The organism is Zhongshania borealis, from assembly GCF_039539625.1.
In the GTDB taxonomy this organism is placed as follows: Bacteria; Pseudomonadota; Gammaproteobacteria; order Pseudomonadales; family Spongiibacteraceae; genus Spongiibacter; species Spongiibacter borealis.
Genome location: NZ_BAABDM010000002.1, coordinates 101,745 through 126,685 on the forward strand (window position 1 = coordinate 101,745; position 24,941 = coordinate 126,685).

Genomic DNA, 24,941 nt, shown 5'->3' on the forward strand with positions numbered 1-24,941 from the left:
CGCACTCACGACTGAAACAGCTCGGCAAAGGTCCGCGCCTTACTGTCTTTGTCTGACAAGGTAGGATTATCCAGTGGCCAGGTAATCGCCATAGCGGGATCATTCCAGATCAAGCTGCCCTCGTCAGTCGGGTCATAATAGTCAGTACATTTGTATTCAAAGTCAGCGGTATCACTAAGTACTACAAAACCGTGGGCAAAGCCCGGTGGCACCCAGAACTGGCGTTTGTTTTCTTCGGAGAGAATAACGCCTTCCCACAAGCCAAAGCTTGGCGAGTCCGGCCGGATATCCACGGCAACATCATAGACCTCACCACTGACCACCCGCACTAATTTGCCCTGGGGCTTGGTCTTTTGAAAATGTAAGCCGCGCAGTACGCCCTTGGCCGAGCGGGAATGATTGTCCTGCACAAAGGGCAGACTGATACCGGCCATATCGCGGTAGCGATCGGCCTGAAAGGTTTCTAAAAAGAAGCCTCGGTGGTCACCAAAGACCTTGGGCTCAATAATGACGCAGTCTTTGAGTTTGGTTTGAATAACGTTCATAGCGGTCTCAATGTCACTTACTTATAACCGCTGGCAACGCGCAGCAGGTATTGGCCATAGCCGGTTTTCTTTAAGGCTTCGCCCTGTTGCAGTAGTTGCTCTGTAGTTATCCAGCCCTGTCGATAGGCAATTTCTTCTAAGCAAGCGACCTTCAAGCCTTGGCGATGCTCAACAGTTTGCACAAATTGACCCGCATCGATTAAGGAATCATGGGTTCCGGTGTCCAGCCATGCAAAACCGCGGCCCAGTACTTCAACGTTTAAATCGCCGCGATTGAGGTAGGCAAGATTTATATCGGTGATTTCCAGCTCGCCACGCGGAGAGGGCTTTATATTACGGGCGATCTCAACTACGTCGTTGTCATAGAAATACAGGCCGGTGACCGCGTAGGCTGATTTGGGCTTGGCGGGCTTTTCTTCAATACTAATCGCCTTGCCATCATCGCCAAATTCAACCACCCCAAAGCGCTCCGGATCGGTGACATGATAACCAAATACCGTCGCGCCAGCCTCTTTGGCCATGGCGCTTTTAAGGTTGTCGGAGAAATGCTGGCCATAGAAAATATTGTCGCCCAACACCAAACTAACATTGTCGTTACCGATGAAATCAGCGCCGATGGTAAATGCCTGAGCCAAACCATCAGGGCTCGGCTGCTCAGCATAGGAGATACTGGCACCAAACTGACTGCCGTCACCCAATAGGCGCTGGAAGCCCGGTAAATCGGTAGGCGTGGATATCACCAAAATATCGCGAATCCCCGACAGCATAAGCACTGACAAGGGGTAGTAAATCATCGGTTTATCGTAGATAGGCAACAACTGTTTGGAGATACCCATGGTAATAGGGTGTAAACGGGTGCCAGAGCCACCAGCGAGAATAATGCCTTTGTATTTCTTGCTCATATTGCGTCCTTTTTAAGACCTGATGGAGAAAATTTCAGGCCTAAATGTCTGTTTTGTTTAGCTAGCGCCCCGTGAGAACTAATCACTCCTTGCAGGACCCTCTTGGGGGCTATTTCCATGAAATAAATAACAGCCTGCAAAATGCCGCTTTTATCGTCATCCTTGCGAAAGCGAGGATCTAGGCCTTGCTCCGGCCAAGTATTCGATAACCGTCAAGCATTCAGTCCGCATCACCAATACGATCCAACTTGTAATCTCCAGACAATACCCGCTGCCACCACTGGGGATTGTCCAGATACCACTGCACGGTTTTACGGATACCGGACTCAAAGGTTTCTTGGGGTACCCAGCCCAGTTCGCGCTGAATTTTACCGGCATCAATCGCATAGCGAACATCATGCCCAGGGCGATCTTTAACAAAGGTGATGAGGTCTTTAAAGCCCTTGCCGCTAGCGCGGGAGTTAGCATTTTCCGGGGCAAACTCTTCAAGTAATTCACAAATGGTCTCTACCACCTCAATATTGCGCTTTTCATTATGACCGCCAATATTGTAGGTCTCACCGAGCGCCCCCTCATTAACCACCTTAAATAAGGCGCGGGCGTGATCCTCGACGTAGAGCCAGTCGCGAATTTGACTGCCATCACCGTAAACGGGCAAGGGTTTGCCGTGCAGGGCGTTAAGAATAATATGAGGGACGAGCTTTTCAGGGAAATGGTAAGGGCCATAATTATTGGAGCAGTTGGTCACAATAATCGGCAAACCAAAGGTACGACCCCACGCTCTTACTAGGTGGTCAGAACTGGCTTTACTGGCCGAATAAGGCGAGCTAGGTTCATAAGCGGTAGTTTCAGTAAACAAATCGCTCGTACCGTGGAGATCACCATAAACCTCGTCAGTAGAAATATGGTGGAATCGAAAACCGGCTTTCTTATCGCCAGCCAGACTTTGCCAATACGCGCGGGCGGCCTCCAGCATGGTGTAAGTGCCAACCACATTGGTTTGGATAAACGCGCCGGGGCCATCAATAGAGCGGTCGACATGACTTTCGGCGGCAAGGTGCATCACCAGATCAGGCTGATGCTCGGCAAAGACCGCATTTAAGGCCGCCAAATCACAGATATCCACTTGGGTAAACGCATAGCGCTCACTTTGAAGCGCGGCAGGAATGGACTCCAGATTACCGGCATAGGTGAGCAAATCGACATTCACAACTGCCGCATCGGTGTCTGCCAGAATATGCCGAACCACCGCACTGCCAATAAAACCGGCACCGCCGGTAATTAATATTTTCAAACGAGTTTCTCCATACCGCCATAAATCCTAGCCTTCGTCGGCTATGCATAAAATTTAATTTACAAAAGTCCACCGCATAAACTTATCTACTGAATTTACCCATCTTATTAAACACAAAATCCTTCAAGGCATAGACAACATACTTAAGCTTTAAGCTCTTATCCGATTCGAACAAAACAATCCGAGCTAAATCCCAACCAAAAGCCAAAAAATCATAGAACACAAAGAAAGGGAATTTGACAAAATATTTCTTGTACACATCAAATCGATTCCTCGTCATATAATATTTCCGCAACGGACTATAATTTGTTGGCGAAATACCCGCTATAGATGTTCGGTCACCCAATGCATGCCTAACAACAATATCGGGACTGACAAAAACATCTATATTGTTACTGACTGCGCGTAAACAAAACTCATTATCGACGTAATCGATAAAATAATCATCGATAAAACCACCTAATTCTTCAAATACCGAAACATCATAAATCATTCCTGAAGTTATGGCGGCGAATACTTTCTGGAGAGACGCGCAACGCGAAAGATCATTCCTTATAGCGAAACACCCTTTTCGAACGGGAAAAGATGCATTCTTACCCCTATTCTTGTCAAAATATAGAGGCGCCAATAAACGCACACCTTCGTTTTCCTCTAACACGCTCAACATTCTACACACATAATTGTGCTCAAAATCAGTGTCTTGGTCAGATGAGAGCAGGTATTTATAACCATCTAGCATAGCCTTTGTCACCGCGTAGTTCAAAGCGGTGGCAATACCAACATTTTCTCCATTTGAAATTAGTTCCACATTGCTTTTATTGAAAACATGCGATGCAATACTTGTATTTACATGCTCACTGTTATCATAAACAACTAAAAAGTCACACTGCTCACTCAAGACATCTATACGCTTTAAAATATCACCATCGGGATGATAGCAAACAATAACCCCCAAAACACTCACCCAAACACCGCCTTATTCGTAAAATTTAAAAGACATAAACCGCAAAAATTCAATTTCCAGAAGACACTCTACGTGAAATAAAACTCACCAAAAAAGCCATCATTAAAAAAATAAACATATCAATCATAATAATAGGTAGCTCACCAGAGCGCATAATATTCAACAATTTCATAAGCAGGAATGCGTAAATACAACTAAGGACCCCACTTCTACGACTTCCATACAGCTTATAAAAATTACTAATTACGACCACAACGATCCCTAGCATAAACGCAGGGATCAAAAATCCGTAAGCATAAAAGACTCCAGCCATTGACACCGTTGGTCCAGGGCCATCATGCGCAAACAAATCATACCGGATTTGCCAAGATATCCCAGGGTTCACGTCTATAAAATATCGCATAGGCGTACTCAGCAATACGCTCGGCTTAAAATATGATTCCTGTATCAAATAAGCTGAAAACTGAAACGGATAAAATTCCTCGGAAGTCAAGAAGTCATTAAAAAAATCATCGAACCGCAAGTAAACCAACGCTAAAATTGAAGAAAAAATCGCAGCCCCTAGTACGTAAAAAACCCAATCTCTGTCACGAAACCTAAGCATAAGCGCTAAAAAAAACACCACCAATGGCTCCCGCCTAGTCGTTACAGCTAAACCGGCCACCACAAAAACACCGAGGACAAAAAGCAAAAGACGCGAGTTAACATGATCTATTATTAAGAAATATCCTAAAATTAAAAACTGCAACAGGAAAAAATACCTAAGGAGCCCTTGCTCCGGTATAAGAGCACCGATAGACTTAACAAAATGATCATCCCAACCAAAATAAAAAAGCTGCAACAAATCAAGATTGACTACCAACTGATAAACCGCATAAAACCCTACAAATAAGTACAGCACACCAAAAACCAAACAGACAGACTTCCGCTCTCGCCACGGTATTACAGGGCGCGCCACAACATATCCGTTAACCAGAAAAACCAGCAACAACAATAGCAAGTTAAAAAAAACGACCGCAGCAAGGGTCACAAGCTCAAGCTTAATACCCCCGACATACCTCGCCATTAAATCCGTATTTTGGACATAACAAAATAAAAGTGGAATTAAATACAGAACAAATACTATTGACGCAAACCCCGATGGTGAATACCATATAAATTTACGCAATATCCACTCCCGTCATCTCTTTAAGTGAAGCAGCGTCCAGCATCAACACGCTATCGAACGCTTCCCTATCCGAACAGCTCCTCACTCGCTCAACTTCTCGATGGTTAACAACCTCAAAAAACGTCAGTATTTTATGTCTTACGGAAGGACCTCGAAAGACCAGCCTAAACGGTATCCTCAATATTTTCTTAATCAAACTCTCTTTGCTAATCAACCATTCCACCAAAGGAAATATAGGCCTAGCATTCACATTATGACGGCTAATACCCGCATCCTCACCAACATACGAATCACATCCAATAAAATCCAACATTTTATTCAGAAAGACCTGAGGACTACTTTCCATATCACTATAATTAAGAAAAAGTATATTTTCTCGCGGAAAAACATGCACTAAATTTTCAACAATTGCCAGATAGTCCGACCGTTCAATATAATTAAAATGTTTAATTAGCTCTTTCTCACCTACCGACTCCGTGATTGCCTGCTCAAAAGGCCTGCACTCTCGCCCTCGCCTCACGTTCATATCATACTGACTGCACGCTCTACTAAATGGGTCCCGCATAATAAATATTATCTTAATACTAGAATTCATCGCTTTAAGATTTTCAAGAGCAACCAGGCTAGTGCAATATTCCGGGTTTACCTCTCCAAAAAAAACATCAGCCCTCTGGGAATTCTCAGCGTGGAACTTTGACAAATAGTCAGCAGCGGACATACCGACTTCAGAAAAAAAATAATTAGACTCCTTATTCCAAGGCAAAGAAATATTAGGCACCCTAATTAGCGCTTCATGAACCGAAGTTGTACCCGCTTTTTGCGCACCAACAACACAAAAACTAATATTCTTCATAAATATTTAAAACACTCTTATTCACCAACACGCGCAAAACTTCGAAAAATAGTTATAACTATAATCCGGATGTCCATCCAAACAGACCAATGATTTATATAATATAGATCACACTCGATTCGCTTCTGCAGATCAGTATCCCCACGCCAACCATTCACTTGAGCCCAACCAGTAATACCTGCTTTAACCATATGCTTTTGCATATATCCATCGATACTGTATTTAAATTCATTCACAAACTGGGTTCGCTCTGGCCTTGGCCCAACAATAGACATATCACCAAACAGCACATTCAAAAATTGGGGTAACTCATCTAAGCTAGTTTTACGAATAAATCGCCCAAACCTATTAGTCGCTTTAGTCGCAGCTCCCCCCCATTGCACACCACTCCTTTCAGTATCTACCGGCATAGAGCGAAATTTGTACATCATAAAAGGCTTGCCGGCGCGACTAACTCGTTCTTGACGATAGAATACTGGGCCTGGCGAGGTGAGCTTCACCCCCACGGCCAACAAGAGCATAACCGGACTGATTGCAGCAAGAATAAGTGCAGCTAAAAGCCGATCTTCAACAGCTTTAAGGAAACGGTTCATCCCCGTCATCGGTGATATTTGCAAATTCAGCACTGGCATATCGGCAATTTGTGCAACTGAATTATTAATAAGCCTAAAACCTTCAATCCCAGGAACGAATCGAACGTCTTGTGTCGCGAAACGCAATTGTTCTAGAATGGCGTTAATCTCCCTCTCTTTGGCTAACGGCATTGCTATCCAGACTTGATCTACAGACGAGCTGTGCTCATCAAGATATTCATTGATTTCACCATAAGAACCTAAGAGCTTCTCACCGACAATTTCTGAGCGGCCAAAATAGCCCACCACATTAAATCCTGTCCAATCTGACTTTTTAAGAGTTTTAATCGTGCTGGTAGCCAACCCATTGTCACCAACCACTATGATATGAGTCTTATTGCGACCATGCTCCCGCAAATTATTCAAAAATAAGCGCACACCAGAACGAGTCAGCACACTGCCAATTAACCCCAACAAATACCACGACGAAAAATACACGACACGATCAGGGTTCGCATTCCCAGTAATATAAAGAATAAATGCTAGTATCAAAAAATTAAATGTCCAAGCCTGCGAAGCATTTAAAAGCTCTTTCCCCAACCACTCACCACGCCACGCTCTATACAAGCCGAGGACGGGATATAGCCATAGCGCTATAAGCATACTGATAGCCATTGTCAGGCCAAGATAATTACTCATGCCTATATAGCCATGGACCAGGCCATTTGCTATGTATGCAGAAAAAGGAATGATCGCCATGTCGGTTGTGCGATGCAATAAGGCAATGCGCAGCTTAGATTCGGAGATAAATGGTTTATCTTGCATTCTCATGACTCCAACCAAACATTAAAGAGTTTGGATTTTCCACCTTATTAATATTTTGGACAGACGTTACTAACGAAAGAGATATGGCATTTACTGCTACACTTCGGAGCGACAACTCTATATAGAAATGATTCTTACCCACAACAGCAACTCCCTCGCATCGGAATTATTTAAATGTTTCTTTGTTAGCACATGTCGCTAGCAGTATCCCTTGGCTGCCACTAAACACATGCCCTTTCACGAACTAGTCCGACCATTATTTCCAGAGACGAACCTTAATTTTAGCCTCAACTTGAGCAATTGCACCGAAATTCGAAGCAAGTCTCAAAATGGAGCGCAATTTTGCGTTAGTTTAGTGCAAATTCCAAGCACCCATATCGGTAATTGCTACATTTCGGGCCTTCCGGTGCTAAGTCTGCACCCACTCCTTGTGGCCTGAAAACTTCCAACGCGACCTTTGTATACGGTTAAGCAATTTACAGGCCAGCGACTCAAGCCAAACTGGCAGCCCGAGACCTGATAAAGGCTCACAATTCCCTCTTAAATACGCCAAGCACCTGTAACCAGAGGGAGGCACGATACCTTTTTTCGATGACACTTTGTTTAAAATCATATTTTTGCGTTAGGGCGACACAAGCCCTAATAATGATAGCTGCATTGTTAGTCCACCGCGCCCAAATAATTCCCACTGTACCAGCTTAGCGCTGGAGCGACGCACCCCGAGAATAAGGGGGCTGAAGATTACCGCTAACCATGTTTTATTCGCCCCTCCAAAAGGATACCCAACAGGGATCGGCACAAGACATAATGAAGACTAAAGTCAGGGCCATTGCCTAGCACCTGTTCTTGGAGACGAGTCCTAGCCTCATCACGGCTGACCCAAGCGACGCCGATCCTGAGTAGTGAATTTTCAAGCCCATCACAGAAATCAGCCTACCCGTCTCTTGCTGCTTATATAGAAAGGGGAATAGCACTAACTCCATCCCACTTTTCAGATTATGGCAGTCCAGCTCATGCCGGGGGCTGGTGCACTATGGTGAAGCTAGGTATCATTGGCCGCTTTACGGCAGTCGCTGAGACGGAATGTGGCGTATGCGGTTTGCTCACTGCAGGTCTTTACGGCGGTTGCGGCCAGTCGGCACATTTATTGTATGTGCGTGATATGTATATATTTTTGGTCTAAATCCTCTCTTTTTCACAAAGACCAACAACAACGCAGCTAAGGACTTTTCTGCATGAATGTATTTAAAACTTGTCTTATCACGGTGTGTTTTGCCACCAGCAGCGCGTGCACGGTGGTCCCCGGTTCTAGTATGAGCCGGGTTAATTCACTGTGGTTTGACGACACCCCAGAAGATTACAGCCCAGCCACCACCAATATTGAATACATTCCTATTAATGCCACGGTACTCAGCCACCTTGCCACTCAGTCGTCTGTTCAGCCTAGCCTGAATCCTGAGCTACAAGCCGCAATGCTGAATTATGAATACCGCATTGCACCCGGTGATGTATTGACCATTACCGTATGGGAGCACCCCGAGCTAACCATTCCTTCTGGCTCATTTCGTAGCGCAGAGGAAGGCGGCAACGTCGTAAAAGCCGATGGTTCGGTGTTTTATCCTTACGCTGGTGAAATAGCGGTGTCCGGTTTAACCACCGGCGAAGTGCAGACCTTACTGCAAAATCGGCTTGGCTCGGTGATCAAACGTCCGCAAATCGATGTACGCGTGGCCTCATTCCAAAGCCAAAAGGCTTATATTAGCGGCTCAGTACTTAAGCCCGGCATCGTTCCCATAACCAATACGCCATTAACATTACTAGATGCTATTGAGCAGCAAGGCGGCCTCGCGGAGACGGCGGCCTGGGGTGAAATCACGCTGACCCGCAACGGTGCTACTCGGCAAATTTCCTTACGTTCTTTGTATGAACAGGGCAGTTGGTCTGAAAACTTTTTATTGCAAGACGGCGACCTAATTCATGTGCCACGCAACGACGCCGAAAAAGTGTTTGTGCTAGGCGAAGTGAACCGCCCACAAAGCCTTAATATGTCGCGCAATGGCACCAGCTTGGCAGAAGCCCTCGCCACAGCGAATGGCATAAATGAAAACCGGGCCGACGGCCGGGGAATTTATGTATTGCGCAATACCGGTGTAAACCGCGATGAACAGGGCTTACCTGTCTACACTGCGACCATTTTCCACCTAAACGCGAGTTCCGCAGTAGGCTTTATGCTGGCTGATCGCTTCCCGCTAGAAGCGCGCGATGTGGTTTATGTGTCACCTGCGCCAATCACTCGCTGGAACCGGTTCTTAAGCCAGTTGCTGCCGTCTATTATCGCAACAGATACTATTGGCGATATTGAGAGTAACTAAGCTTTGTCGCGCAGCCTCCAACGACAAACAATAACTTCTGCCAGCTCGACGTGATGCTGGCAGCGCACCCAGATTTATATTTTTGGTATTTTATTTTATGACCACTAACACGCCCAGCAACTCGGCCCCGCGACAACAAGCACAAGATGACGAAATAGATTTACTCGCGCTGCTTGCCACCCTTTGGGATCAAAAACTATTAATTGCGGCCATCACAAGCGTATTTATGGTCATTGGCGTGAGCTACGCTTTATTGGCCTCGCCTGTCTACCGTGCCAATGCCATTATTCAAGTAGAAGAGAAATCGCCTGGCCTACCCGGCATGAGCGACGTAACCGAGATGTTTGGTGGCGAATCTGCAGCCATTACTGAAATCGAGTTATTAAAAAGCCGCAAGGTGATTGGCACGGCAGTCGATAATCTTGATTTAGATATTCTGGTAGATCCTCACTACTTTCCTGTTATTGGCCGCGCAATTGCTCGGCGTTTTGCTGGCGAAGAAAATGAGCTTAATACGCCAGTGCTGGGCTTTGGTTCCTACGCCTGGGGTGGTGAGCGCATTAAAATCACCCGATTTGACGTTCCCGCCGCACTATTTAACAAAGAGCACACCCTAATCACCGACAACGATGGCAGCTTTACGCTGTTATCCCCCGACGGCGACGCCTTGCTTAGTGGCGAAATTGGCAAACTTGCAAGCGCAGAAGGCTACGAGCTTTACATACCAAGTTTACATGCCCGGCCAGGCACGCAATTTTCAGTCACTCGCCTACGCCGCTTAAGCGCCATTATCGGATTGCAGGAAACCGTTGCTGCTTCTGAACGCGGTAAAGATTCAGGCATTTTGGCGCTAGCCATAGAAGACACTAACCCCGACCGCGCCGAAGAAATTCTAAACGTGATTGCCAACACCTACCTGCGTCAAAACGTAGAGCGACAGTCGGCTGAAGCTGCCAAGAGCTTGGATTTTTTGCGAGAGCAGCTGCCCAATATCAAAAAAGACCTCGAATTAGCTGAGCAAAAATTTAATGCCTATCAGGTAAAAGTAGGCTCGGTGAACATCAGCGCCGAAGCCGAAGCATTGTTAGACCAAGTGGTTGAGATTGAATCTGGCATTGCTGAATTGCAGTTACAACAAGCCGAGTTAGATCGTAAATACACCCGCGACCACCCCGCCTACCAAGCATGGCGGGAACAAATGGCGGAACAAGTCGCCCGCAAAGCCGAATTCAACACCCGAATTAAAGGCCTACCAGAAACTCAGCAAGAATTACTAGGTTTAAAGCGCGATCTAGAAGTTGGCACCGAGATTTACACCCAAATGCTGAACAATATTCAGGAATTGGATATTGTTCGCGCGGGCACTGTCGGCAACGTGCGGATTATTGATGACGCAGCAGTCAATATTGAAGAGCCCGTAAAGCCTAAAAAGGCACTTATTGCCGTTATTGCGACGCTTTTAGGCGGCTTTTTAGGGGTGGCGCTGGTACTGCTTCGCGCGGCGCTAAATCGCGGCATTGAAAACCCAGACGATTTAGAGGCGATTGGCCTACCCGTTTATGCGTCTATCCCACTATCTGACGAGCAGCGCAAGTTGGATTTTGGCGGTCGCCATTCGGCACGGAAATTACGCAAAATACGCAACCAGCACCCAACAGTGCTGCTGGCCCAACGTAACCCGACTGATATCACCATAGAAGCATTACGCAGCTTACGGACCAGCTTGCACTTTGCCATGCTGGAAGCCAGTAACAATATTATGATGATCTCTGGCCCCAGTCCCAATGTGGGCAAGTCGTTTGTGTCGGGTAACTTAGCGGCGGTTATCGCTCAAGCAGGCCAACGCGTACTGCTAATCGACATGGATTTACGTAAAGGTTATATGCACAAAATGTTTGAGATGGGCCCTGAAAATGGCGTGTCCGATGTTTTGAGTAAACGAGTACAGCTAAAAGATGCGATTAAGCCCACCAAAATTGGCGAGCTGTTTATTTTGCCAAGGGGTGCCATACCACCGAATCCTTCTGAGCTGTTAATGAGCAAAGGGCTTACTGAGTTACTGGAAGCGGTAAGTGGTGAGTATGATTTGGTTATTGTTGATACGCCGCCGATTATGGCTGTTACCGATGCTGCGATTATTGGCCGTCAATGCGGCGTGACCATGCTTGTGGCGCGCTTTGGTTTGAACCCTGTTAAAGAGCTGGAAGTGACTAAACACCGCTTTGAACAGAATGGTATTACCGTGAAAGGCGTAGTGCTGAACGCGGTAGAACGCCGCGCTTCTGGCTATGGATATGGCTACGGTTATGGTTATGGTTATTACCAGTACGAGTACAAATCGGATAAGGCTGATAGCTGATTCTTTAGCGTTATGGGGCACGTGGCTAAAACCGGCCCCGCTGCTTCGACTTGCCGGCTTTGCTGCCTCGTCATACTCGACCTAGTCATACTCGACTAAACCCACCCCGTCATACCCGACTCCGATCGGGTATCTGCCCGGTGCAGCGTCTAGTGGTAAGAGATCCTCGCGTTCGCAAGGATGACGACTAAGCCCACCCCGTCATACCCGACCCCGATCGGGTATCTTCCCTGTACAACGTGCAGTGGTAAGAGATCCTCGCGTTCGCAAGGATGACGACTAAGCCCATCCCGTCATACCCGACTCCGATCGGGTATCTTGCCGTTACAACGTACAGTGATAGGAGATCCTCGCGTTCGCAAGGATCTCGCGGGTGAGTTTAGCTCTTTGGCACTCGACCATAGCGGTCTTCAAACCGGACGATGTCGTCTTCGCCTAGGTAGGAGCCGGACTGCACTTCTATTAATTCGAGTGGAATTTTCCCTGGGTTTTCTAATGCGTGCACAACCCCTACCGGTATATAGGTAGATTGGTTTTCGGTTAGCATGAGTTCTTTGTCACCATTGGTGACTTTGGCGGTGCCTGATACCACAATCCAGTGTTCGGCGCGGTGGTGATGCATTTGTACAGAAAGTTTTGCACCGGGCTTAACGGTAATCCGTTTTACTTGGTAGCGTTCGCCGTTGTCTATGGAGTCGTATACACCCCAAGGACGGTATACATGGCGATGTAAATTTACTTCGCTTCTGTTTTGCGCTTTTAGTGCTTCTACTATTTTTTTCACGTCTTGAACTTGGTCTTTAGCCGCGACCAGTATAGCGTCGTTGGTTTCTACTACGACTATATTGTCTAAACCAACGGTGGCGACCAAGCGGTGTTCTGCCCGTATATAGGAGTTGCTGGTGTTGTAGCTGAGCACGTCGCCGCTGACCACATTGCCATTGGCATCTCGATCACCAATTTCCCATAGCGATGACCAGGCACCTACGTCACTCCAACCCGCAGCTAACGGCACCACAGCGGCTTTGTCGGTTTTTTCCATTACTGCATAGTCAATGGAGTCATCTGGACAGGCTTCAAATGCCTCGGCGTCAATTCGCAAAAAGTCGGCATCGCGGCTGCGATTGGCAAAGGCTTTCTCGCATGCAGCGTATATTTCTGGGCGATAGGCTTTGAGTTCGTTCAAATACACATCAGCAGCGAACAAGAACATGCCGCTATTCCAGTAATAACCACCCTCGGTCAGGTAGCTTTGCGCGGTATCGGCATCCGGTTTTTCAACGAAACGAGACACCGTATAAGCCGCTTCTTTACTTCCATCAATTGCTACGCCACGCTGAATATAGCCATAACCGGTGTGCGGGGATTCTGGCACAATGCCAAAGGTCACTAATTTTCCAGCTTGGGCGTGGATACGCGCTGTTGCCACTGCAGCGTGAAAAGCGGGCTCGTCGTTCACCACATGATCCGCCGCCATAATGAGCAGCAGCGGCGCTTCGCCTTTCGCGCTTTCTAATGCATCAAATGCCGCTAAGGCGATTGCTGGCGCGGTGTTGCGGCCTACTGGTTCTAATATTATAGAGCCTAAGTTCGCGCCCATTTCCTGAGCTTGCTGAGCTACGATGAAACGATGATCTTCATTGCAAATAATCGAGCACGCTTCGTCACTTAAGCCTGCTACCCGCGCGAGCGTTGCCTGCAACATCGTATCTTGACCCGCGATAGCCAGAAACTGCTTGGGAAACTTACTGCGACTGGAGGGCCATAATCGACTTCCGCTGCCGCCAGCCATAATAATGGTCTTCATGAAGTTTCCTTGTGGTCTTTAGTGGTAAGCGAACGCCAAGCAACAATGTCTAGCTATGCGCTTTTTAGATGGAGTTTACCGAATTATCTACCGCACTCAAAATAGACATTGCGCATAGTTTACCGTTTTTCTGGCTATCGAAGCCCCTTCATGTACCCGCAGGGTTATGATCGGCGGAATTAATGCGTTAAAATTCTGCCACGCCTTCGGTGCAGCTTGCGATTACCAAGTGAATTGCCCGAACTTTCTGCCGCACGCACATTCGGTGAGCTATGAAACGTATTATTTACCCCGGCACTTTTGATCCTATTACCCGCGGTCATATCGACCTTGTTGAGCGCGCGTGTAAGCTGTTTGATACCGTGGTGCTGGCCGTTGCCAACAGCGAAAAGAAAATACCGATGTTTGCCCTTAAAGAGCGTATGGATTTGTGTGCAGAGGCGCTGAACCACGTACCCAATATAGAAGTATGTAGCTTTACCGGCCTAACCGTGGAGCTGGCTCGGGAACAAAACTGCGATATTATTCTGCGCGGGGTTCGCACGGTGGCAGATTACGAGTATGAATTGCAGCTCGCCAATATGAACCGCTCACTCGCGCCCGGCATAGAAACCGTATTTTTAACACCGGGTGAGTCTTTGTCTTATGTATCGTCTTCGCTGCTCAGAGAAATCGCTAGCATGGGCGGCGATGTTTCGCGCTTTGTCCCCGACAATGTCAGTAAAGCACTGAACGCGCGCTTCCCCGCCCGCAAGTGAGCACGCAATGGCACTGATTATTACCGACGAATGTATTAACTGCGACGTATGCGAGCCAGAGTGCCCGAACGAGGCCATTTACCAAGGTGACAGCATTTACGAAATCGACCCTAATCGCTGTACCGAATGCGTAGGTCATTTTGACGAACCCCAGTGCCAGTTAGTTTGCCCAGTAGATTGCATACCGCTAGACCCAGCCTTTATGGAAACTGAAGACCAACTAATGGAAAAGTACGAGAAGCTGATTGCAGTTGGCTAAGCTGGATTAATAACTCGCCGCTTTTCTTTGTCATCCCCATATTTGTCATACCTGACCAAGCTAACTTCGTCATACCCGATCCCGCTATTCCGTCATACCCGACTCCGATCGGGTATCTTACCTGTTCAGCGTGCAGTGGTACGAGATCCTCGCTTTCGCAAGGATGACGGTGATTGTGGATTTTCGCCACACCCAACCCACGTCACTACGCCAGAAGTCTTTGTCTCGTCATACCCGACTCCACTAACCCGTCATACCCGACTCCGATCGGGTATCTTCCCTGTTCAGCGTGCAGTGGTACGAGATCCTCGCTTTCGCAAGGATGACGAGGATTGTGGATTTTCGCCACACCCAACCCACGTCACTACGCCAGAAGTCTTTGTCTCGTCATACCCGACCTAACCAGCTCCGTCATACCCGACTCCGATCGGGTATCTTCCCTGTTCAGCGTGCAGTGGTACGAGATCCTCGCTTTCGCAAGGATGACGGTGATTGTGGATTTTCGCCACACCCAACCCACGTCATTACGCCAGAAGTCTTTGTCTCGTCATACCCAACCAAGCCAGCTCCGTCATACCCGACTCCGATCGGGTATCTTCCCTGTTCAGCGTGCAGTGGTACGAGATCCTCGCGTTCGCAAGGATGACGAAGCCCAAGCGCAATGATTGACTTTGACACCACCTTATTAGAACCTGAAATTTACGTATCCAAGGATGGAAAAACGTGAAATCACCAGCAATTTATATTCTGAGCAATCGCCCCAATGGTGTTTTGTACATTGGTGTAACCAGCAACCTTCCAAATAGAATTTGGCAGCACCGCAGAGGATACCTAGATGGCTTCAGTAAGCAGTATCGCACTCACCTATTGGTGTACTACGAGCAATTTGACGATATGCATTCAGCAATCGCAAGGGAGAAGCAGCTTAAGCACTGGAAGCGGACTTGGAAAATCGAATTAATTGAGCGCGCAAATCCTGATTGGCTGGATTTGTATTCATCATTATTTTGAAGTTTTATCACCGGCTCTCATTCTGCTTTAAATGGGGTAAGAGCTCACTCACCTGGTCATATCAGGCCCCGATCGGGTATCTTACCGTTACAACGTGCAGCGGTATAAGATCCTCGCGTTCGCAAGGATGACGGGGGTTGTGGAGTTGCGCCATGCCCGCGCTATTCTTCATACCCGGCCCGCGGCCTCGTCATACCCGACCCCGATCGGGTATCTACCCGGTACAACGTGCAGTAGTGCCAAATCGCCGCGTTCGCAAGGACAACAATGGTCATGGAATCGCTTTATACCCGCCCTTTTTGTCATTTCCACCCGCAATTGGGCAACATCAAGAAGTTTATTGCCTTTGTGACTTTGCAAATGGTGGTTGTGCATTTATAGTTACCACAGGCTCAGGAAGGGCCTACAGCATGGAAGGTATTCTCAGGATGAGAACCAGCAAAGGATTGGATGGCGTTGCAATGATGGCGACTGCCTTCCTGCTACTTTTTCGATTCAGAGCCAAGCCGATAAATCCTCCGCACGATCGCTACGCCAAGCAGGCTATTTACATACTGTGGCTTCGAATCCCCGCACGTACAAACACCGCAAATCTCTTTTCCTAATCTTTGCGATTATCCTCGCCGCGTGGCAATCTGATTGACCGTTTCCGTTATGTGATTAGGCTTATGTTTTTTGCCAAACGACTGCTTCGTTTTTCATTTTTACTGTTAGCCAGTACCTATGGCTATGCTAGCGACCCGACAATTGTTCCTGAAGCGGCGAGTGGTTTTAGTGAGAGCCCAACGGTTCGCGCGAAATCAGCAATGGCGGTAACGGCAAATCCTTATGCGAGTCGCGCGGCACAAAAAATCCTCGCCCAAGGCGGTTCCGCTATCGATGCGGGTATCGCCGCGCAGTTGGTGCTCGGGCTTGTCGAGCCCCAGTCCTCCGGTATTGGCGGCGGCGCGTTTATGTTGTATTGGAACGCCGACGGTAAGCAACTCAGTAGTTGGGATGGCCGAGAAACTGCGCCGCGAGCGGTCGATGAAAATCACTTTCTGCACGCAGACGGCAGCACAATGGGCTTTTTTGAAGCCGTGATTGGCGGTCATTCTGTTGGGGTACCGGGGGTTATCGCGATGCTAGACTCGGCGCACCGGCAGTTTGGTCAACTGCCGTGGGAAAGTTTGTTTGCGCCTGCGATTGAGTTGGCTGAGTCGGGTTTTATCATTTCTCCGCGCTTGCATACTTTGTTAAAAAAGATGCCGAAGGTCGCCGTAAATCCTGCGATTAGCCGCTACTTCTTTAATGCTGATGGCCAGCCAAAAGCCATTGGTGAGCTTTTACGAAACCCGACTTACGCGACTACGCTACGAACTTTAGCTGAGAATGGCGGCAATGCGTTTTATCAGGGCAAGATCGCCAAGAATATTGTCGCTGCGGTCGCGAATGACCCCAACAAGGCTGGCACATTGAGCCTCCGCGACTTAGCCCGCTACCACGCTATTCAGCGGCCTGCGGTATGTGCGCCTTTTCGGGAGTATCAAGTTTGTGGCGCGCCGCCGCCGTCCTCTGGTGGCACAACTGTCCTGGCAATTTTAGGTATGATCGAAGCCGTTGAACAGGAACGCGGCGCTTTGCGCGGAGTCGATTTTATTCACACGTTTATTGAAGCCTCACGACTCGCCTTCGCCGACCGCAACCGCTATGTTGCCGATCCAGATTTTGTCACCGTGCCGACCAATGGCTTAGTGAACCGGGACTATTTAACAACCCGCGCGGCAAGTATCAAAGCCGACCGTCGCCTTGCGACAGTTGAAGCCGGAAAACCACCCGGCGCGCCGGACTTAATCGATAGCAATTCACCCGAACTACCATCGACCAGCCATTTCAGTATTGTCGACGCCAAGGGTAATGTTTTAAGCATGACCACCAGCATTGAAACCGCTTTTGGTTCGAGGGTATTTGTCGACGGCTTTTTACTCAACAATCAACTCAGCGACTTCTCTTTTAACCCCGCTGATAAAGACGGCAGCAAAATAGCGAATCGCATCCAAGCGGGAAAACGCCCGCGTTCATCAATGTCACCAATGATGGTATTTAAAAATGGCAGCCCCGTTCTGGCCATTGGCTCACCGGGCGGCGCGAGGATTATTGACTACGTTGCAGGCAGTCTTTACCGGGTGCTCGCTGAGGGCGAAGCGATAAGTGCCGCCATTGCCAGCGGGCATGTTATCGCCATGAGCGATGCGGTGGAATTGGAAACTGGTCGCTTTAGCCGCAACGATATTGTGGAACTAGAAAAGCGCGGTCACCCGATTAAAGAAGGCGATCAAACCAGTGGCTTGCATGGAATTTTGATTAAAGAATCAGGATTGGAAGGCGCAGCCGATCCCCGCCGCGAGGGGCAGGCGCTGGGTTTGTAGTCGCGGAGCAGCAGTCAGCAGAGATCTACCTCTTCGCTGCGCCACACCCGATGTCACCAACTTCGTCATACCCGACTCCGATCGGGTATCTTACCGGCGCAACGTGCAGAGGTACGAGATCCTCGCGTTCGCAAGGATGACGGGGATTGTGGGTTTGCACCTTGCCCGCGCTATTCGTCATAGTCAGCCCGTTGCCACGTCATACCCTACTCCCCAAACTTCGTCATACCCGACTCCTCCAACTTTGTCATGCCCGACTCCTCCAACTTCGTCATGCCCGACTCCGATCGGGTATCTTGCCGATGCAAACTGCAGTGGTACGAGATCCTCGCGTTCGCAAGGATGACGACCTAGTCCACCTCGTCATACCCGTCTCAGATCGGGTATCTGGTAACTGGGGCTACTTACTTCTGACAGCGCCGGCAAAACACGGTGGTGCGCTGGGCTATTCGTATCTCGCTTAGTTCTTTCATGCATCCCCAGCAGGGTTGGCCGCCACGGCCATAAACTTGCAGTTCTTGTTTGAAGTAACCCGGCTTGCCGTCGCCTCCGATAAAGTCTTTAAGGGTGGTGCCGCCTTGGGTAATGGCTTTTTCCAGCACTTCTTTTATCGCCTCAACCAGACGCGTGTAGCGGGCTAAGCGAATGCTGCCGGCCTCGCGCGTTGGGCTAATGCCTGCCATATAAAGGGCTTCGTTAGCGTAGATATTCCCGACCCCTACAACCACGTGAGCGTCCATTAGAAAGCTCTTGATCGGCACCAACCGTTTGCGAGAACGCTTGAAAATATAGTCAGGGTTAAAATCGTCACTCAAGGGTTCTGGGCCTAGCTTGGCTAACAATTTGTGGTTGGCAACATTCTCACCCTCTACCCAAATTACCGCGCCGAAGCGGCGTGGGTCGGTATAGCGCAGCACTTGGCCGTTATCCATCCGCCAGTCAAGGTGGTCGTGTTTTGCTACCGGCGTATTCGCCGCCACAAAGTAGAGGCGGCCCGACATGCCCAAATGAATAACGAGATGGCCCGTTGGCAGACGAATCAACAAGTATTTTGCGCGGCGTTCAACCGACAACACTTCTTGTCCGCATAGGTGGTTGGCGAGTTCGGGATCTACCGGCCAACGTAAGCGGTGGTCACGAATAATTACGTCGCTAAATACACGACCAATCAAATGCGGAGCAATGCCGCGTTTAACGGTTTCGACTTCGGGTAATTCTGGCACGGTTGGTTTGCGACCTCGTTCTGAGCAAAAGCGTGGTTTGGATTGTAACTTACTCAGCATCGCCTTGTTAAAAACATGACATCCCCGCCGATACTGGCGACAATATGCCAAATATTTTGCTGCGAGTATCTATGTTACTAGCCCCTCACATTGCGTATCTTGGCGTGGACACCGGCGGCACGTTTACCGATTTTGTGTTGTTCCATCAGCATCAAGTGCGCTGCCATAAATGCCCATCCACCCCCGAGCATCCTGAACAGGCCATTTTAAACGGGATTAAGGAACTGGGCTTATCTGGGCTTATTGCCGCAGGGCAGTTGATGGTTGTGCATGGTTCCACCGTTGCCACCAATGCCGCGCTCGAGGGTAAGGGCGTACGCACCGTGTTTATCAGCAATCGTGGTTTTGGCGATATGCTGACGATTGGCCGCCAGACCCGCTCGAACTTGTACGATTTACGACCGCCAGCAAAAGTAGTGCCGGTAGCCCCTGACCTTTGCTTGGAAACCGGCGGGCGAATCGGTGCCGATCGCCGCGTTATCGAGGCACTTACCGAGGCGGATATCGCGGCGCTAAAACGCCAAGTACAGACATTAAAACCTGAGGCGGTCGCCATCAATTTACTGTTTTCATTTATTGATGACCGCTTTGAAAAGGCAATTGCCGCCGCCATGCCCAAAGGCGTTTTTGTGTCACGCTCCTCCGAGGTACTGCCCGAATACAAAGAGTACGAACGCGGGATGGCAACGTGGCTAAACGCTTGGCTCGGCCCCAAAGTCGCGGACTATCTTGGCCGTTTGCAGGCGGCATTAAAGACCACGCCGCTGTCGGTTATGCAGTCTTCTGGCGGCACCACCGATGCCGCCAACGCCAGCCAGCGCGCGGTCAATTTATTACTGTCGGGTCCGGCTGGGGGTTTAGCGGCGGTTAAGCACCTAGGCGACAGCCTGCAACGGCCACGCTTAATGAGCTTTGATATGGGCGGCACCTCCAGTGACGTCGCCTTGATCAATGGCGATATTAAACTCACCAACGAGGGCAGTATTGGCCCCTACCCCGTCGCAGTACCGATGGTCGATATGCACACCATTGGCGCTGGCGGCGGCTCCTTGGCATATATCGATGAAGGCGGCATGTTGCGTGTGGGGCCGGAATCGGCGGGCGCTGACCCAGGGCCGGCCTGCTATAACAAGGGCGGACTAAAACCCACCGTAACCGACGCTAATGTGGTGTTGGGCCGACTCCCCGCCAGCGCCAAGCTCGGCGGCTCTATGCCCCTCAATATCGACGCCGCCCGGCGCGCGGTTGGAGCACTTGCCACGCAGTTACAGCTCAGTATTGAAGACGCCGCCGCCGGTATTCTCGCCATTGCCGATGAACATATGATTCGCGCACTGCGGGTCATTTCTGTGCAGCGCGGCCATGATCCTGGGGAATTCAGCCTATGTTGTTTTGGCGGGGCTGGCGGTTTGCACGTGTGCGCGCTTGCCGATGCCTTGGGCTGCCCAGAGATCATTGTGCCGAATTACGGCGGCGTGTTTTCCGCGCTAGGGATGTTGCTTGCACCGAAGGAGCGACAGCTATCCCGCACCATCAATACTGCCTTAGCGTCGATTAGCAGCGATGTTCTTGTACAGCATTTTCACAACTTGGCCGTCACTGGCCAAACGCAATTACACGGCGAAGGGGTGCAAGACGCAGAGATCACAGAACACCCCAGCGTTGACCTCTGCTACCAAGGCCAGTCTTATACCTTGAATCTACCATGGCAAAACTCCGTCGCCGACCTCGAAGCGGCTTTTCATCACGCCCATGAGCAACGCTACGGCCATCGCCTAGAACTGCCGGTGCAATTGATTAATGTTCGCCAAGCATTGCGCGCAGCGACCGCAATGCCCGACCTACCCAGCCTGCCGCCACGCGCGCCCAGCCAAGCCGAAGAGCTGTGCCCCGTGTTTATTGCCGATGACTTTTACGCCACACCTCGCTATTTGCGGGACGAGCTGGCCAGCGAGCAATTCATTACCGGCCCCGCGCTGATTAGTGAGTCCGTCGCCACCACCTGGCTGGCCGAGGGCTGGCAAGCCAAAGTCGACACGCAGGGCCACTTACTTATTCGGCGCCTTAAGCGAGGCATGACAGCAAGCAGCTAATACAGCTACAGTAGGCGTTCGAAATTCAAACGCCAGGCCCTGTATGACGGAAAAATCGATCAGCCACCCACTGTTTGACCGGGGCATAAGTCACGCCGGTCTCACCCAGGTGCGCGATCGCTTTGCCAAGCTCAATCACGAACGCCTGCTGCGCACCCGCACGGCACTACTACCCCGTCAGCAAATATTTTTAGATTTACTGCCCCTGCTGATTCATATCAACCACCCCATTTTGCCCGGCTATAAAAGCGCAAACACCCCCTGCGGTATTGACGGCTACACACCCGACCAAGTGACCTTAGAGCGAGTGCGCAGCAATATTGCCCGCAGTGTGCAATACCGCCACGAAGATCAAGCAGCGCCCCTTATTCACAGTGTTTTTTTAATGGGGTCCTGCGGCACCGTCGCCCAGGCCGAAGATTCCGATCTTGATGTTTGGCTCTGCCATCACAGCGGCATTGATGAATTAGGCCTTCAACGTCTGTACAACAAAGCCGCCGCTATCTCAGACTGGGCGCGCAGCCTGGGTTTAGATATTCATTTTTTCTTGATGGATAGCGAGCAATTTCGGCGCGGCCAACGCGATCGTATTAGCGCTGAATCAGCGGGCACCAGCCAACATTATTTATTGCTAGACGAATTTTATCGCAGTGCGTTACTGGTTGCTGGCCGCTACCCGCTGTGGTGGTTGGTGCCCCCCAGCGAAGAAGTGAATTACCAAGAGTACACCGCGTTATTACACGCCCAGGGCTTTGTCGGCCCCGACGAGTCGATTGATTTTGGTGGGGTCTCCGACATCCCGGCTGGCGAATTTATTGGCGCAGGGGTTTGGCAACTGTATAAAGCCATCAGTTCACCCTATAAAGCCGCACTAAAACTCTTACTAACCGAAGCCTACGCCCGGGATTTTCCGAATGTGGTGCCGCTGTGTATTGATTTGAAAGAAGCGATTTACCACGGCGAAGTCGCCTGCGACGATTTTGATCCTTATATTATGGTGTATCGCCGCCTGGCCGATTACCTAAGTTCGCGCAGCGAATTTGATCGCCTTGAGCTTATTCGCCGCGCGTTTTATTTTAAAGTTGGCATTCGGCTATCCCAAACTGCCGGCAGCGCCGCGCCCTGGCGACGAAAATTACTGGAATCCCTCATTGCTGAATGGCAGTGGCCGCCGGAGCAGCTGCTCAACTTAGATACCCGCAGTCGTTGGAAAATTCGGCGCGTGCGCGAGGAGCACCGTTTTCTCGTTGCCGAACTCACCAATAGCTATCGGTTTTTGCAAGAGTTCGCTCAGCAGAGTAATAGCCCAGCACTGATTAAATCCCAGGAAATGACCTTACTCGGCCGCAAGCTTTACGCCGCCTTTGAGCGCAAGCGCAATAAAGTTGAATGGCTCAATCCGGGCATTGCACCCGACTTATCTGAAGAACAATTATTTTTCCACACCCTGGGCTTTGGCGAGCAACGACGCTGGGCGGTAAGCACCAGTGCCCGCCACGACTTTGAACACGACGCGATTTTGCAGGAACACGAACACCTCAGCGGCTTACTCTGTTGGTGTTTTTGCAATGGCTTAATCAACGACTACACGCGGCTTCGGCTTAAAGGTCGCCAAGACGGTGTATCTGAAAATGATCTCCGAGAGATGGCCAAGCATTTAAGCGGCAGCCTACCCCGCAAAGCCTTTGCCGCCGACCCAGACAAACACGAAGCCTTTAATCGCCCTAAAGTGCCCGAGGCGATGTTGCTGTATATCAATTTGGGGCAAGGCGCACTGAGCACCCTCGGCGCAGCCGGGCTCGCCAGCCACAATAGCAGCTACCCTATCAGCCATATTGAAATTGTGGTGATCAATAGTTGGGGTGAAGTCTCGTCCCTCGCCTTCGGCGGCCAAGAAGCAATTATCGACACCTTTCGGGTTTACCAGCAACTAATGCTAGCGGCGTCGAAGGCCAGTTCGCCGCCCGTCATCGACGCGATTTGCTTTAACGATCCCGAGAAAAAATTACGTAAGCGTATTCGCCATCTGCCGCGTTTATTGCTGCGGGTTTTTTACACCCAGCCCGCCAATAAACGACTCATTATTAAACTCAGCAATGGCTTTCATATTTTGCAGGCCGAGAATGACGAACTACGCAATATTCACGCGCATAGCTATTCCACCTTGATTCAATGCCTAGGCCGTGGCCAAGCCAGCTACAGCCCCATTATGATGGATCGCTTTTGCGCGCCGCACTCCGCACTGGCCAACATAATTGCTACCGCCACCACGCCAGATTGCCATGTGTTTTTCCATCGCCGCGACGATTTCGCCGACCTGTTTGTGAAGGACGAACGTGGCTCCCTACATTACAGCACCGCCGCGTTTAAAAATGTCACCCAACTCCTGCAGCCCTTAGTGCTGTTTTTGCAGCGCTGCCGAATCGAGCAAGGGAGCAAGCATCGTATTCGCCTGCACGAACTGCATCAGCATGACAATCGCTGGCGCAGTGAGGCGCTGGATATCGATAGTTTGATGAATGAGGCGGGCAGCCTTGATACTAGAGTCCAATTGGAGGCCATCGCCCAAACCGACGACAACGGTAGACTGGTGTTTGATATGCGCTACCGCGACCAAACCTTTCTCTACGCCAACGCCGGTCAGGCACTATTTGATGAACTCGCCAGCCAACTGCTGCTAGAAGAAACCCGGCCAACCCACTATCAGCTCGACGCCATCGACCTCAGCAGCCAAGGGCCCCAGCAGACCAGTGTTTATCTGCGCTATAAACAACATATTGAGGAGATGCTGAATACCTCGGTATTATCCCAGTGAGAACGAAGCTCGGGCGCTAAACGCCAGATGTCTGACGCCTGACATCCACACGCAGCTTCATTCCAAAATCAGTTCTTCGCCGATCTGCTCTAGACTGATTTCTGATAACATCTGCACCAAACTTTGTTCGGTACGCTGACAATACCACTGCCCGTTTACCCAGCTATAGTGAAAGCCCCCTGAGCGGGCGGCCAACCACAGTTCACAACTTGCGCTCTGGCGGCTGAATATCATTGCGCTGCCATCGGGCGCCTTGAGGGTTAGCACACCGCCGCTAATTTCGCAGTCAACATCGGCATCCAGCTCGTCTACCGCATCTTCTATGGCAACATATAGTTCGTCGATATTGTCGTTAAACTCTACTTCATTCATTTTGCAGCTGACATCCTGATTGCGAGGGTTGCGGCAGTATACTAAGGCCGAGCGCCCCAAGGCCATCATCGACGCGCTGCCTGATGTGTTATTCATTGGCACCCTAGGTATAATGCGCGCCTCAGTCAATTTTGGGGATAACATCATGGCCGTTTTTCGTATTACTGTGCTTTGCCTTGCAGTGCTTGTTGCCGCCTGCGGTCAAACCGGGCCCTTGGTGTACCCCGACAAAAATGACGCTCCAGCCAATTCCAGCGCGCAGTCTAAGTAGAGAACGCCTT

General features: G+C 49.7%; 22 protein-coding genes. 12 read left to right on the forward strand and 10 right to left on the reverse strand.

Annotation, left to right across the window (positions count from 1 at the left end; translation table 11 throughout):
- Positions 1-5 precede the first annotated feature (5 nt).
- From rfbC to ABD836_RS06745, 7 genes are all read right to left on the reverse strand, one after another.
- Positions 6-545, reverse strand: coding sequence for a dTDP-4-dehydrorhamnose 3,5-epimerase (gene rfbC, locus ABD836_RS06715; protein WP_344933780.1), 540 nt, complete (start codon positions 543-545; stop codon positions 6-8).
- Positions 546-562: 17 nt separating this feature from the next.
- Positions 563-1,447 (reverse strand): glucose-1-phosphate thymidylyltransferase RfbA, encoded by an 885-nt coding sequence (gene rfbA, locus ABD836_RS06720; RefSeq protein ID WP_344933782.1) that lies wholly within the window; start codon positions 1,445-1,447, stop codon positions 563-565.
- A 220-nt stretch (positions 1,448-1,667) separates the two neighbouring features.
- Positions 1,668-2,741: a dTDP-glucose 4,6-dehydratase gene (rfbB, locus tag ABD836_RS06725; protein WP_344933784.1), complete on the reverse strand. Its 1,074-nt coding sequence runs from the start codon at positions 2,739-2,741 to the stop codon at positions 1,668-1,670.
- An 82-nt stretch (positions 2,742-2,823) separates the two neighbouring features.
- Complete coding sequence (locus ABD836_RS06730; protein ID WP_344933786.1) at positions 2,824-3,705, reverse strand: glycosyltransferase family 2 protein; 882 nt, start codon at positions 3,703-3,705, stop codon at positions 2,824-2,826.
- 49 nt (positions 3,706-3,754) lie between these two features.
- Positions 3,755-4,873, reverse strand: coding sequence for a hypothetical protein (locus ABD836_RS06735; RefSeq protein ID WP_344933788.1), 1,119 nt, complete (start codon positions 4,871-4,873; stop codon positions 3,755-3,757).
- The gene (locus ABD836_RS06740; protein ID WP_344933790.1) at positions 4,866-5,726 is read right to left on the reverse strand and encodes a sulfotransferase domain-containing protein; all 861 of its coding nucleotides are present in this window, start codon (positions 5,724-5,726) and stop codon (positions 4,866-4,868) included. Before ABD836_RS06740 ends, ABD836_RS06735 begins: the two co-directional genes overlap by 8 nt.
- Positions 5,727-5,743: 17 nt before the next feature.
- Positions 5,744-7,123, reverse strand: a complete 1,380-nt coding sequence (locus ABD836_RS06745) for an undecaprenyl-phosphate glucose phosphotransferase (RefSeq protein ID WP_344933792.1) — start codon at positions 7,121-7,123, stop codon at positions 5,744-5,746.
- A gap of 1,033 nt (positions 7,124-8,156) precedes the next feature.
- Here ABD836_RS06745 and ABD836_RS06750 point away from each other — a divergent pair.
- The 3 genes from ABD836_RS06750 (at position 8,157) to ABD836_RS06760 (ending at position 11,854) form a co-directional block, all read left to right on the forward strand.
- A complete protein-coding gene (locus ABD836_RS06750) occupies positions 8,157-8,306 on the forward strand; it encodes a hypothetical protein (RefSeq protein ID WP_344933794.1) in 150 nt (49 codons plus the stop codon).
- A 52-nt stretch (positions 8,307-8,358) separates the two neighbouring features.
- Positions 8,359-9,495, forward strand: coding sequence for a polysaccharide export protein (locus ABD836_RS06755; RefSeq protein WP_344933796.1), 1,137 nt, complete (start codon positions 8,359-8,361; stop codon positions 9,493-9,495).
- 97 nt (positions 9,496-9,592) lie between these two features.
- Positions 9,593-11,854 carry a polysaccharide biosynthesis tyrosine autokinase gene (locus ABD836_RS06760; protein ID WP_344933800.1) on the forward strand — a complete coding sequence of 754 codons (2,262 nt, stop codon included), beginning with the start codon at positions 9,593-9,595 and terminating at the stop codon, positions 11,852-11,854.
- Positions 11,855-12,233: 379 nt separating this feature from the next.
- On the opposite strand, the gene ABD836_RS06765 is transcribed toward ABD836_RS06760, so the two are convergent.
- On the reverse strand, positions 12,234-13,661 hold the full coding sequence (locus ABD836_RS06765; RefSeq protein ID WP_344933802.1) for a mannose-1-phosphate guanylyltransferase/mannose-6-phosphate isomerase: 1,428 nt from the start codon (positions 13,659-13,661) through the stop codon (positions 12,234-12,236).
- A 272-nt stretch (positions 13,662-13,933) separates the two neighbouring features.
- Here ABD836_RS06765 and coaD point away from each other — a divergent pair, with 272 nt between their 5' ends.
- The 6 genes from coaD (at position 13,934) to ggt (ending at position 18,097) form a co-directional block, all read left to right on the forward strand.
- A complete protein-coding gene (gene coaD, locus ABD836_RS06770; RefSeq protein WP_344933805.1) occupies positions 13,934-14,419 on the forward strand; it encodes a pantetheine-phosphate adenylyltransferase in 486 nt (161 codons plus the stop codon).
- 7 nt (positions 14,420-14,426) lie between these two features.
- Entirely contained in the window at positions 14,427-14,678 is a 252-nt protein-coding gene (locus ABD836_RS06775; RefSeq protein ID WP_344933808.1) for a YfhL family 4Fe-4S dicluster ferredoxin, read from the forward strand.
- A gap of 135 nt (positions 14,679-14,813) precedes the next feature.
- Complete coding sequence (locus tag ABD836_RS06780) at positions 14,814-15,080, forward strand: hypothetical protein (RefSeq protein ID WP_344933810.1); 267 nt, start codon at positions 14,814-14,816, stop codon at positions 15,078-15,080.
- A gap of 92 nt (positions 15,081-15,172) precedes the next feature.
- Positions 15,173-15,343, forward strand: coding sequence for a hypothetical protein (locus tag ABD836_RS06785; RefSeq protein ID WP_344933812.1), 171 nt, complete (start codon positions 15,173-15,175; stop codon positions 15,341-15,343).
- A gap of 58 nt (positions 15,344-15,401) precedes the next feature.
- Positions 15,402-15,689 carry a GIY-YIG nuclease family protein gene (locus ABD836_RS06790; RefSeq protein ID WP_344933814.1) on the forward strand — a complete coding sequence of 96 codons (288 nt, stop codon included), beginning with the start codon at positions 15,402-15,404 and terminating at the stop codon, positions 15,687-15,689.
- A gap of 668 nt (positions 15,690-16,357) precedes the next feature.
- Positions 16,358-18,097, forward strand: a complete 1,740-nt coding sequence (ggt, locus tag ABD836_RS06795; protein WP_344933816.1) for a gamma-glutamyltransferase — start codon at positions 16,358-16,360, stop codon at positions 18,095-18,097.
- Between the two features lie 404 nt (positions 18,098-18,501).
- Here the strand turns inward: ggt and mutM are convergent, their stop codons facing one another.
- Positions 18,502-19,320: a bifunctional DNA-formamidopyrimidine glycosylase/DNA-(apurinic or apyrimidinic site) lyase gene (gene mutM / locus ABD836_RS06800; RefSeq protein WP_344933818.1), complete on the reverse strand. Its 819-nt coding sequence runs from the start codon at positions 19,318-19,320 to the stop codon at positions 18,502-18,504.
- 104 nt (positions 19,321-19,424) lie between these two features.
- On the opposite strand from mutM, the gene ABD836_RS06805 reads away from it, so the two are divergent.
- Together ABD836_RS06805 and ABD836_RS06810 are read left to right on the forward strand one after the other, a co-directional pair.
- The gene (locus ABD836_RS06805; RefSeq protein WP_344933820.1) at positions 19,425-21,473 is read left to right on the forward strand and encodes a hydantoinase/oxoprolinase family protein; all 2,049 of its coding nucleotides are present in this window, start codon (positions 19,425-19,427) and stop codon (positions 21,471-21,473) included.
- A gap of 43 nt (positions 21,474-21,516) precedes the next feature.
- Positions 21,517-24,288, forward strand: a complete 2,772-nt coding sequence (locus ABD836_RS06810; protein WP_344933822.1) for a class I adenylate cyclase domain-containing protein — start codon at positions 21,517-21,519, stop codon at positions 24,286-24,288.
- Positions 24,289-24,345: 57 nt separating this feature from the next.
- Here the strand turns inward: ABD836_RS06810 and cyaY are convergent, their stop codons facing one another.
- Positions 24,346-24,756, reverse strand: coding sequence for an iron donor protein CyaY (gene cyaY, locus ABD836_RS06815; RefSeq protein WP_344933824.1), 411 nt, complete (start codon positions 24,754-24,756; stop codon positions 24,346-24,348).
- 49 nt (positions 24,757-24,805) lie between these two features.
- Between cyaY and lptM the strand changes: the two genes are divergently transcribed.
- Positions 24,806-24,931, forward strand: a complete 126-nt coding sequence (gene lptM / locus ABD836_RS06820; protein ID WP_344933826.1) for an LPS translocon maturation chaperone LptM — start codon at positions 24,806-24,808, stop codon at positions 24,929-24,931.
- The last annotated feature ends 10 nt before the right edge of the window (positions 24,932-24,941 follow it).

Bases quoted from the DNA above. Each gene is read 5' to 3' on its own strand.
- ABD836_RS06765 (WP_344933802.1), bottom strand. From the start codon at position 13,661: ATGAAGACCATTATTATGGCTGGCGGCAGCGGAAGTCGATTATGGCCC.
- cyaY (WP_344933824.1), bottom strand. From the start codon at position 24,756: ATGAATAACACATCAGGCAGCGCGTCGATGATGGCCTTGGGGCGCTCG.
- ABD836_RS06805 (WP_344933820.1), top strand. From the start codon at position 19,425: ATGCCAAATATTTTGCTGCGAGTATCTATGTTACTAGCCCCTCACATT.
- ggt (WP_344933816.1), top strand. From the start codon at position 16,358: ATGTTTTTTGCCAAACGACTGCTTCGTTTTTCATTTTTACTGTTAGCC.
- ABD836_RS06760 (WP_344933800.1), top strand. From the start codon at position 9,593: ATGACCACTAACACGCCCAGCAACTCGGCCCCGCGACAACAAGCACAA.
- rfbA (WP_344933782.1), bottom strand. From the start codon at position 1,447: ATGAGCAAGAAATACAAAGGCATTATTCTCGCTGGTGGCTCTGGCACC.
- lptM (WP_344933826.1), top strand. From the start codon at position 24,806: ATGGCCGTTTTTCGTATTACTGTGCTTTGCCTTGCAGTGCTTGTTGCC.
- ABD836_RS06755 (WP_344933796.1), top strand. From the start codon at position 8,359: ATGAATGTATTTAAAACTTGTCTTATCACGGTGTGTTTTGCCACCAGC.
- ABD836_RS06810 (WP_344933822.1), top strand. From the start codon at position 21,517: ATGACGGAAAAATCGATCAGCCACCCACTGTTTGACCGGGGCATAAGT.
- rfbC (WP_344933780.1), bottom strand. From the start codon at position 545: ATGAACGTTATTCAAACCAAACTCAAAGACTGCGTCATTATTGAGCCC.
- ABD836_RS06745 (WP_344933792.1), bottom strand. From the start codon at position 7,123: ATGCAAGATAAACCATTTATCTCCGAATCTAAGCTGCGCATTGCCTTA.
- coaD (WP_344933805.1), top strand. From the start codon at position 13,934: ATGAAACGTATTATTTACCCCGGCACTTTTGATCCTATTACCCGCGGT.
- ABD836_RS06775 (WP_344933808.1), top strand. From the start codon at position 14,427: ATGGCACTGATTATTACCGACGAATGTATTAACTGCGACGTATGCGAG.
- ABD836_RS06740 (WP_344933790.1), bottom strand. From the start codon at position 5,726: ATGAAGAATATTAGTTTTTGTGTTGTTGGTGCGCAAAAAGCGGGTACA.
- ABD836_RS06750 (WP_344933794.1), top strand. From the start codon at position 8,157: ATGGTGAAGCTAGGTATCATTGGCCGCTTTACGGCAGTCGCTGAGACG.